This window comes from Paenibacillus sp. MAH-35, assembly GCF_058135425.1.
In genome coordinates, this window is the sequence record NZ_JBYUPU010000066.1 from 18,485 (window position 1) to 28,101 (window position 9,617).

The 9,617-nt window shown below is 55.6% G+C and carries 5 protein-coding genes; all 5 read left to right on the top strand.

Annotated elements, in window-relative coordinates:
- Positions 1-27 precede the first annotated feature (27 nt).
- Positions 28-1,659, top strand: coding sequence for a hypothetical protein (locus tag AC3Y2E_RS33190; protein ID WP_379217509.1), 1,632 nt, complete (start codon positions 28-30; stop codon positions 1,657-1,659).
- A gap of 485 nt (positions 1,660-2,144) precedes the next feature.
- Positions 2,145-3,890, top strand: coding sequence for a biosynthetic-type acetolactate synthase large subunit (ilvB, locus tag AC3Y2E_RS33195; protein ID WP_379217510.1), 1,746 nt, complete (start codon positions 2,145-2,147; stop codon positions 3,888-3,890).
- On the top strand, positions 3,887-4,378 hold the full coding sequence (gene ilvN, locus AC3Y2E_RS33200; protein ID WP_190929082.1) for an acetolactate synthase small subunit: 492 nt from the start codon (positions 3,887-3,889) through the stop codon (positions 4,376-4,378). Before ilvB ends, ilvN begins: the two co-directional genes overlap by 4 nt.
- Before the next feature lie 162 nt (positions 4,379-4,540).
- The gene (gene ilvC / locus AC3Y2E_RS33205) at positions 4,541-5,533 is read left to right on the top strand and encodes a ketol-acid reductoisomerase (protein WP_190929083.1); all 993 of its coding nucleotides are present in this window, start codon (positions 4,541-4,543) and stop codon (positions 5,531-5,533) included.
- Positions 5,534-5,995: 462 nt separating this feature from the next.
- Complete coding sequence (locus AC3Y2E_RS33210) at positions 5,996-9,409, top strand: Ig-like domain-containing protein (protein WP_379217511.1); 3,414 nt, start codon at positions 5,996-5,998, stop codon at positions 9,407-9,409.
- The last annotated feature ends 208 nt before the right edge of the window (positions 9,410-9,617 follow it).

Consider the following 9,617-nt stretch of genomic DNA (forward strand, 5'->3'; position numbering starts at 1 on the left):
TATAGCGGAAAATGGAGGAGCGTAGGCATGAACAACAAGATTACGAGCTGGTCGGCGGAGCCGGCGATCCGGTTTGCCGCGGAAGAATGGGCGCGCCTTGCGGCGGAGTATGAGGAAAGGCTGCGCGCCGTTGCGCCCGATGCGGCCGTAACGATCGCGACGATAGACGAAGCTCTGGAGCACGGGTGCAGCGCACGGCTTCAGGCGGAACTGGCCGATCAGCGGGAGCTGAAGCAGGGCAGCTACTGGATGGAGGTAAAGGGGCGCGAAGTGCTGCTTGCGGGGTTGACGCCGGCTGCGGCTCTGTATGCCGTCTACGACTTTTTCAAAGTGTACGCGGGCGTGCATTGGATCTATCCGGGGGAGGAACCGGCGCTGTCCGATGAGCTGCCGGCGCTGCCGGGTTCGGAAGGGGAGGCCCGCTTGTACGAGCCGTGGTTCGGGCGCAGAGGGTTCGTATTCGAGAACATCTACGACCCCGCCTTCATCAGCGATATGATCGACTGGATGGCCAAAAACCGGGTAGGCGAAATTTTCTTTACGTTTATGTTATGGGACAACATCCGCGATACGGTCGCGCCGGAAATCGTCAAGCGGGGCATGGACATCACACTCGGCGGACACAGCATGAAATTTTTCCTCGATAAGGAAGAGGCTTTGCGCAGACAGTCTGCGGATCATCCTTACACGGCCAAACGTCAGCTGGATTATGGGGACCCGTCCTGGCAGCAATCGGTGATCGGGATGATCGCGGACTATTGTGCCGATGTCCCCCGTCTGACCCGGGTGTCGTTATGGCCCGAGGACGTCTCCTCCCAAAGCGAAACGTTTCTGGAGCTGTACATCCGGCATACGGAGCAGTTGAAGCGGAAATTATACGACAAGCTGCCCTGCGTTGAAGTGGAGCACATTTCCTATAATGCGGGGTTGTCCTGGAAGATGCTCGACCGGGGAAGCATGTCCGGCTCCCGGGAGATCGACACGCTGCTCGCCTTCTGGGGCAGAGATTACCGGTACGGTCTGGAGGAGTCGCCGTCGTTGTCCGACCGGAAAGCGGACCGGATCGAGCGCGATTGGGCGGCGGAAGCGCACAGGAACGGCAGGAAGCTGACGATTTTCGAATATTACAGTGATCATTATATGTTCTCCGCCCTGTTCCCAAGCATCCCCAGCCGAATAGTCGCCGATATGGCCTATTTTCGCGAGCTGCGGGCTGACGGCTTGACCAACCTCGTCGTGCCTTGCCCGGGATATCCGGATTACGACTGGAAATGGGCGCAGGCGTTTAACGGCTACGTATTCTGCAGAGCGCTCTGGGGCGATGACTTAAGCGGCATATTGAGCGATTACTACACCTACTACCCTCTAGAGCAGAGGGAGCCGGTCAAAGCTTTGCTGGAGCTAGTGGAGAACGCCGCCGCCGAGGTCACGGGCTGGAACATCCCACTGTTCCCCCACCGGATCGTCGATGCGGATAAAATCCCGGAGCAGGAGAAGGCACAGGCGCGCGACAAGGTCACGGCTTTGCTCGAGAAGCTTAGCGCAGGGCTCGATCAAATACAGTCTCAAGCGGCCCCGGGCACGCGCGCCGGCAAAGCTTTCGATTATGCGAAACATCTGGCCGAGCTCGCCGATCTGAAGAAGAATGAGTGGAGCTGACGGCTTCCAGATCATTCCGGGACGCGATTCGGATCGAAGGGTATTGACTATTCGGACGGTAGTGATATAATATGTCTAACATTGACTTCAATTAATTGTCGTGATCGGCTATGATGAGGACGAAGTGACAAAGGCCCTTATGTACCAGAGAGCTTAAGGATCAGCTGAAACCTAAGCCATAATCCTTTGTCGACGAGCTCACCTCGGAGCTGTTTCCCTGAAAAACGGTATCTTGTCAGATGCTGCGCTAGTAGGGGGAATCGGAATGGCACACGTTACCGTGCCGCAAGTATCAGCCGACCTCGAGGAGCTCGTACTTGCTAAGGCTTTGCGCTGTGAGGCGCATCGCAAACTTGGGTGGTACCACGGAAGAGCTAACCCCTTTCGTCCCGTTCGCGCATTCGCGCGCTTCGGACGAAAGGGGTTTTTTGGTTTCGTCTGAAGCATATACCGCTGATGGTTAATCTTTGAGAGGAGGGTCACTTATGTGTGCTCAAATGGAAGCGACACTGTCTAAGGAACAACTTCGCCGCAAGCTGCTTCAGCCGGACGTGATTACCGGGTCGGAGATTTTGCTTCGTTCACTGCTTTTGGAGGGAGTGGATTGCGTCTTCGGCTACCCGGGCGGAGCTGTATTGTACATTTACGACGCGATGCACGGCAATCCGGATTTTAAGCATCTGCTCACCCGTCACGAACAAGGCGCGATTCACGCTGCTGACGGCTATGCGAGGTCTACCGGGAAAGTTGGCGTCTGTATCGCGACTTCCGGACCGGGGGCTACCAACCTCGTCACCGGAATTGCTACCGCGTATATGGATTCGGTGCCGCTCGTCGTCATTACCGGCAACGTAGCGACCCAGTTTATCGGAACCGACGCGTTCCAGGAAGCGGACATTACCGGCATCACGATGCCGATTACGAAGCATAGCTACTTGGTGCGCAAGGTCGAGGATCTGCCGCGCATCATTCATGAAGCGTTCCACATTGCCAACACCGGACGTAAAGGTCCTGTCCTGATCGATATTCCCAAGGACGTATCGGCGCTCAAGACGGAATTTTACTACCCGGATAAGGTCGAGATTCGCGGCTACAATCCGACGACCCAGCCGAACAAGCTGCAAGTCGACAAGCTGCTCCAGGCGATCGAGCAGGCGGAACGTCCGGTCATTATCGCGGGCGGCGGCGTCGTCTATGCGGACGCGGCTCCGGAGCTGGTCGAATTCGTGAACAAGACGCAAATTCCGATCACGACGACCTTGCTCGGACTCGGCGGATTCCCGAGCGGCCATGAGCTGTGGATGGGCATGCCGGGGATGCACGGCACGTATACGGCGAACCATGCGATTCAAAACGCGGATCTGCTCATCTCGATCGGTTCCCGCTTCGACGATCGCGTGACGATGAATTTGAACGGTTTCGCACCGAACGTGAAGACGGTCGCTCATATCGACGTCGATCCGGCAGAGATCGGCAAAAACGTGAAGACCGACATTCCGGTCGTCGGCGACGTGAAAGCCGTGCTGCAGCTCGCCAACCAGAAGGCACAACCGGCCAAATCGCAGGAATGGATCGCCGAGATCGCTGCGATGAAGCAGCAGCAGCCGCTGCGGTACAAAGATTCGGATACCGAGCTGAAGCCGCAATACGTCATCGAGATGATCAACGAGACGACGAAGGGCGAAGCGATCGTGACGACCGACGTCGGCCAGCATCAGATGTGGGCCGCGCAGTACTACAAGTTCCAAAATCCGCGCTCGTTCATCTCTTCGGGCGGACTCGGCACGATGGGCTTCGGCTTCCCGTCGGCGATCGGGGCCCAGATGGGCAACCCGGATAAGCTGGTCGTCTCGATCAACGGCGACGGCGGGATGCAGATGTGCGCCCAGGAGCTGGCGATTTGCGCGATCAACAACATTCCGGTTAAAGTCGTCATTATTAACAACCAGGTGCTCGGCATGGTGCGTCAGTGGCAGGAGATCATCTATGAGAACCGCTACAGCCATATCGATCTGGCCGGCAGCCCGGATTTCGTGAAATTGGCGGAAGCGTACGGCGTCAAAGGGCTGCGTGCGACGAACAAGGAAGAAGCGCGCAAGGCTTGGCAGGAAGCGCTCGATACCCCGGGACCGGTCGTCATCGACTTCGTCGTGCCGAAAGGGGAGAACGTCTTCCCGATGGTTACGGCGGGCAGCACGTTAAGTCAGATGATATTGGGGGATTCGGAATGAGTACGATGAAGCATACCATATCCGTTTTGGTCAATAACCAGCCTGGCGTCCTGCAACGCGTCTCCGGATTGTTCGGACGCAGAGGGTTTAATATCGAGAGCATTACCGTCGGGGAGTCCGAGGAGGCGGGCCTGTCGCGCATGGTTATCGTGACGACGGGCGACGCCCGGACGCTCGAGCAGGTGCAGAAGCAGCTGTACAAATTGATTGACGTCATTAAAGTAGTCGACCTGAGCTCCCATCCGATGGTAGCACGCGAGCTCGCTCTTATTAAAGTAAGCGCCGAGCCAAGCATGCGGCCGGAAATTCTCGGCATCGTCGAGACGTTCCGCGCGGCTGTCGTCGACATCGGCCCGAATTCGCTGATCGTTCAAGTGGTCGGCGATACGACGAAGATCGATGCGATGGCGGAGCTTCTCAAGCCTTACGGCATCCGGGAGTTTTCCCGGACGGGTATTACCGCTATGATCCGCGGCATGGTGAAGTAACGGATCGGCTATTCTAAATTTAACCCGCTTAAGGAACACATTCGCAGCCCTCGAGCGGGGGTCCAAGGGGACGAGCCTGCCGCAGCCCGCGCTGCTCGCCGGTTCGCCGCCTCGGACGCCCGCTCACAGGGTTGTTAGAAAAATCGAGGAGGAACTTATTCCATGGCAGTAACAATGTATTATGAAAAAGACGCTGACTTAAGCGTACTCTCCGGCAAAACGGTTGCAATTATCGGCTACGGCAGCCAAGGTCACGCTCAAGCGCAAAACTTGCGCGACAGCGGTGTAAAAGTCATTATCGGGCTTCGTCAAGGCCGTTCTTGGGACCAGGCGAAAAACGACGGCTTCGAAGTTGTTTCCGTTGCAGAAGCAGCTAGCCGCGCGGATCTGGTACAAATTTTGATGCCGGACGAAACGCAAGCGAAAGTATACAATGAAGAGATTGCGCCAAACCTGAAAAAAGGCGCAGCGCTTGTATTCTCCCACGGCTTCAACATCCACTTCGGCCAAATCGTGCCGAACGCGGACACCGACGTATTCATGGTCGCTCCAAAATCGCCGGGTCACCTCGTTCGCCGCGTATACGTAGAAGGCTTCGGCGTACCGGGCCTGATCGCCGTATACCAAGACGCTTCCGGCAAAGCGAAAGACCTCGGTCTTGCTTATGCAAAAGGAATCGGTTGCACCCGTGCGGGCGTTATCGAAACGACGTTCCGCGAAGAAACCGAAACCGACTTGTTCGGGGAGCAAGCTGTATTGTGCGGAGGTACTTCGGCGCTTGTTAAAGCAGGTTTCGAGACGCTTGTTGAAGCCGGCTACCAGCCAGAAGTTGCTTACTTCGAGTGCTTGCACGAGCTGAAGCTGATCGTCGACCTGATGTATGAAGGCGGTCTGGCTGCAATGCGCCACTCCATCTCCAACACGGCTGAGTACGGCGACTATGTGACCGGTCCTCGCGTTGTAACGGACGAAACGAAAAAAGAAATGAAGAAAGTGCTCGAAGATATCCAAAACGGTACGTTCGCGCGCAACTTCATTCTCGAAAACCAATCGAACCGTGCGTTCTTCACAGCTACTCGCCGCCGCGAGTCCGAGCATCAACTGGAGACGGTTGGCCGTCAGCTTCGTGAAATGATGCACTGGATCAAGAAGTAATAAGTAGGTATCTTAGGACTAACTCTCCCGCACATATGCGGAATAGAAGTTCAATCTCCCTTTATGGGGGATTGAACTTCTGTGTTATGTGGGGGGAATACGCCTAGGGGGAGGAACCTGAACACGCAGGAGAAGGCGAAAATCACCCGCAGACTTGAGAAGCTGGCGGTGGACCGGATCGAAGCCGGTTTCATCGACGAAGTCATCCCCCACGCTAAGCAGCCGCCACGACAAGATGCCGCTGGCGGATTGGCGATGGAAGAACGTCAAGCAGCCCTTCCTTGGATAGGCGGGAAGGGTTTTTTGTGCTGGAATTAAACATAGACGGGAGAGCGTCACGAAAAGTTGCAAGATTTATAAAAATATAAGTATAAAGTTATTGTCCATTTTTGTCGATATAGAGAGGAGACGTATTGAAAGTTTACAAAAAGCGTGTCCTCAGCGGAGGAGCGGAAGAAAGGAATGGCCGATTTGACGCAAAGGAACAAACGGACAAGCTTGTTGTCCGGGTTTAGATGGAAGCAAATCAGTATCGTCATGATGCAGTTCATTCTTATAGCCGCCCTGGTCATCGGGCCTGGTACGGGACGGGCATGGGCCGCGGAAGAAATCTCGCGTCTTGTGTTATCCAAAAATGCGTTGTCGTTATCGGTGGGCGACTCGTTCTCCTTGACGGCGACGGCTATTAACGTAAATGGCTCGACATCCGATGTCACGATAAAAGCGATATGGAATGCGGATGCGAACAATCCGGACGTCGCTTCCGTGTACGCGGGCAATATCGTAGCCAAGAAGGAAGGAACGGCGTACATTACGGCGACTTATTTGGGCAAAACCGAGGTCGTCACAGTGAACGTCCACAAAAAAGTGCGCAGCCTGGACAAGAACAAACAGTCTCTATCCAAGCGCGTCGGACAATTTGAGCAGATTACACTGGAAGCGACCTATACGGACGGGCAAGTCGAAGACGTAACGTCCAAAGCGGAATGGAGAACCGAAAGCGATCTGGTCGCATCCGTCGTGAACGGGAAAGTGACGGCGGTCGGCTCCGGGAAGACGAACGTCATCGCGACCTACGGCGGCAAAACCGTTACTGTGCCGGTCAGCGTAGATATTGTACGCCGGCTCGACCCTTCCGTCGAAAGTATCGATTTGCGCGTAGGCGGCACCGACGACGTGAAGCTGATGGCGATGTTCGAGAACGGCGATACCGACGATGTGGCCGCCCTCGCCGAATGGACGTCTTCGAACGGAAGCGTGGCGGATATATTTAAAGGAGTCGTAACTGCTTACGGCGCCGGACAAGCGACCTTAACGGGAACTTACGGCGGCAAGTCGGCTACGATTATCGTCAATGTAGAGACGGTCAAGAAACTGGAAGCGAGCAAGACTGATTTGTTCCTGAAGATAGACGGGTCTGAGACCATTACGCTCACGGCGTATTATGCCGACGAGAACAACACTAGCGAAGTGGTGACAGCCAAAGCGGAATGGTCCAGCAGCGACGAGTCGATTGCCGACGTAGAGGACGGTACCATTACCGCCAACTCGGTCGGTCAAGCGACCATTACGGCAAGTTACGGTACGAAAACCGTAACGATCACTGTCGACGCCGGAATCGCGCGCAAGCTGGAAGCGGACAAAACGTCGCTATCAATGCGCAAGGGGACGGAAGAGACGATCAAGCTGGAAGCGATCTTTGCGAGCGGCAATGCGCCTGAGGACGTAACCGGACTGGCGACATGGTCTTCGAGCGACGAGAGCGTCGCTTATGTATCGAAGGGTAAAGTACGCGCCAACGGAAGCGGAGAGGCGACGATTAAGGCCGAGTACGGGGACAAATCGGTATCGATTCCGGTTCAGGTCGATACGGCCCGCGTATTAAAAGTGACGCCTTCGACGCTTCATGTCAAAGTGGGCGACGAGAATACGGTCAAGCTCGAAGTTACCTATGCGGACGGCAATAGCGAGGACGTTACCACCAAAGCGCAGTGGAGCTCCGACAAGCCGGAAGTCGCCGACGTCATTAACGGCAAGATCACCGCGCTCGGGACTGGCCAGGCGGCCATTACCGGCAGTTTCGGCGAGAAAACGGCGGTCGTGACCGTGAATGTAGAGCTGGCGAAAAACTTGACGCTGAGCAAAAGCGACATATTCCTGAAAGTGGGCGGCACGGATAATCTGACGCTAAAAGCGACGTTCGCAGACGGCGGAGCATCAGTGGACGTTACCAATCTGGCGGAATGGTCTTCGGACAATGCCGACGTGGCCGATGTTGTGGACGGTCAGATCCGGGCCTATAAGGTCGGCCAAGCGACGATCTCTGCCACTTACGGTTCCAAAACCGTTACCGCCGCAGTAGACGTAGGCATAGCCAGAAAGCTGGAGCTGGACAAAAAATCGTTGTCGCTGCGCAAAGGGGAAACGGCTCCGAAGCTGGAGCTGAAAGCTTATTATGCCAACGGCACCAGCGAGATCATTACCGATTCCGCAGAGTGGAGCTCGGAGGATCAAGCGGTAGCGGTTCTGGAATCCAAAGGGGTCGTTAAGGCGATCAGCTCCGGGGAAACGAAAGTTACGGCGAAGTACGGAGATAAAATTATTACGATTCCGGTTTCCGTGGACCCGGCGTCCAAGCTTGAAGCGGATAAGGTGAAAGTGGAGCTGCAACCGGGCTATACGGCGGAAATCAAGCTGACGGCTACTTACGAAGATAACAATACGGAAGACGTCACGTCCAAGGCCGAATGGATTTCCAGCAACGAGTCGATCGCAACGGCCGACGACGGCATAATCCGCGCGGTCGATCGCGGGGAAGCGGTCATTACGGCTAAGTACGGCAAGAAGACGATCAAAATTACGGTCAGCGTCGGAGCGATGGAATCCCTCACCGCTAACGAGAAAACGATCTATCTGAAGGAAGGGGAAGGCAAGCAAATCCTTCTCACGACCAAATACAAGGACGGCACTTCCAAAGATTCGACAAGCGAGGCTGCCTGGAGTTCATCCTCCTCGAGCGTCGCTGAAGTGTCCGGCGGCTACGTGACCGCGGTCGGAAGCGGCAAATCGACGATTATGGCCAAGGTTGGAGAGAAGACGGTTACGATCTCCGTACAAGTGGAGCTGGCCGACCGGCTGACTCCGACTCACCGGAGCGTCGTAATGCGCAAAGGCGATAATTTGCAAGTCGGTTTGACGGCAACTTACGGCAACGGTACAACGGAAGACGTTACGAATAAAGCGGTATGGTCCGTTTCTTCCGCCAAGGTAGCGGACGTATATAACGGTCTGATTACGGCCTTCGATAGCGGACGGGTAACGGTGACGGCCAAGTACGGAGCGAAGGTAATTACCATTCCGGTCGAAATCGACACCGCCCAGAAGCTGACCCTGAACAAGAAATCGGCCGAGCTGAGATCGGGTCAAAACGAGCAGTTAAGTTTGACCGCGACGTTCTCCGACGGCTCGACGCGCGACGTAACCGGTGAAGCGGAATGGACGACACGCTCGTACAAGATCGCCGACGTAAACCATACGGGCCTCGTTAGCGCAGTCAGCTACGGGAAAACGACGATCACTGCCAAATACGGCAGCAAGACGGTATCGATTCCGATCGAAGTAGACAGCTTGAAATATTTAAAAACGAACGTCAAAACGATCGAGATGAAGGTCGGAGAGACGAAGCGGGTCAATTTGACGGCGACTTACCGCGACGGGCTTGATGTAGATGTAGCCGGCAAAGCCGAGTGGAAAAGCTCGCGTGACGCAACGGCAGACGTCAAAGACGGAGCCATCATGGCTTATGCCAAAGGAACGGCTACCGTCACAGCCAAATTCGGCGGCAAGACGGCTACGTTGAAAGTGATTGTGAAGTAACGGCGTGATCGCTGAGATCGCCGCCGGGCTCAAGAATAGGCAACGAAACCGTCATACAGCGCGAATGTGCTGGGTGACGGTTTTTTGTGCGCTTGGCAGCGCTTCGACTAAGGAGTGAAAGTCTCCTCTACACCGCGTGGCGGCGGAAGTAGTAGCTGACGCATAGTGCTCAGTCCGTGAGGATGGGTGCGGAGGTAGCGAAGGCAAA